1 protein-coding gene is annotated in these 872 nt (G+C 68.3%); it reads left to right on the top strand.

All coding sequences use genetic code 11. The annotated features are described in order from the left end of the window. Positions 1 to 37 precede the first annotated feature (37 nt). Positions 38 to 796, top strand: coding sequence for an IS6 family transposase (locus JL475_RS39205; protein ID WP_237409582.1), 759 nt, complete (start codon positions 38 to 40; stop codon positions 794 to 796). The last annotated feature ends 76 nt before the right edge of the window (positions 797 to 872 follow it).

Here is an 872-nt window from a genome sequence, read left to right as displayed (position 1 = left end):
CCCCGCAGGCGTTGTCACGTTAGCTGACCGGCCTGGGATGATCTTGGAGTTGATCGTGCCGGGGAGGGGTTCGCTCGTGTCGTCCGCGCCGCCGTCGTACCAGGGGCATCGGTACCCGGCCGAGGTGATCTCCCACTGCGTGTGGCTGTACTTCCGCTTCCCGTTGTCGTTCCGTGAGGCCGGGGAGCTGATGCCCGGGCGTGGCGTGATCGTCTCCTACGAGACGGTGCGCCGCTGGTGTCTGAAGTTCGGGCAGGCCTATGCCGACGGCCTGCGCCGCCGGCGGCCGCGGCCAGGCGACAAGTGGCACCTGGACGAGGTCTTCATCAAGATCAACGGCGAGCAGAAGTACCTGTGGCGGGCCGTCGACCAGGACGGCACCGTCCTGGACATCCTGGTCCAGAACCGGCGGGACACCGCTGCGGCCCGGCGGTTCTTCCGCACACTGCTCAAGAGAACCTGCTCGGTGCCGCGGGTGATCGTCACCGACAAGCTCCGCTCCTACGGCGCGGCCCACCGCGAGGTCATGCCCTCCGTCGAGCACCGCTCGCACAAGGGACTCAACAACCGCGCCGAGAAAAGCCATCAGCCCACCCGGCAACGCGAACGCGCCATGAAAGGCTTCCGCTCCGTCGGCGGAGCTCAGCAGTTCCTGGCCGCGTTCAGCGGCATCTCACCCCACTTTCGACCCCGCCGCCACCTGATGACCGCCCCCGAATACCGCACCGAAATGCGCCACCGCTTCGCCCTCTGGGACCAGATCACCGGCGCCACCGCCCTGCCCACCGCGGCCTGAGCACGGAGCCGGAACCCGGCCCCACCACACCCGACACCCCGTCAGGCACTCACACCCTCAACAACGTGACAGCGCC

This window comes from Streptomyces sp. M2CJ-2, from assembly GCF_016757295.1.
GTDB lineage: Bacteria > Actinomycetota > Actinomycetes > Streptomycetales > Streptomycetaceae > Streptomyces.
Note: the sequence above shows the minus strand (reverse complement) of the source record. Positions and strands in the feature narration are given on the sequence as shown.

Coding starts and splice junctions, on each gene's coding strand:
- JL475_RS39205 (WP_237409582.1), top strand. CDS start 38: ATGATCTTGGAGTTGATCGTGCCGGGGAGGGGTTCGCTCGTGTCGTCC.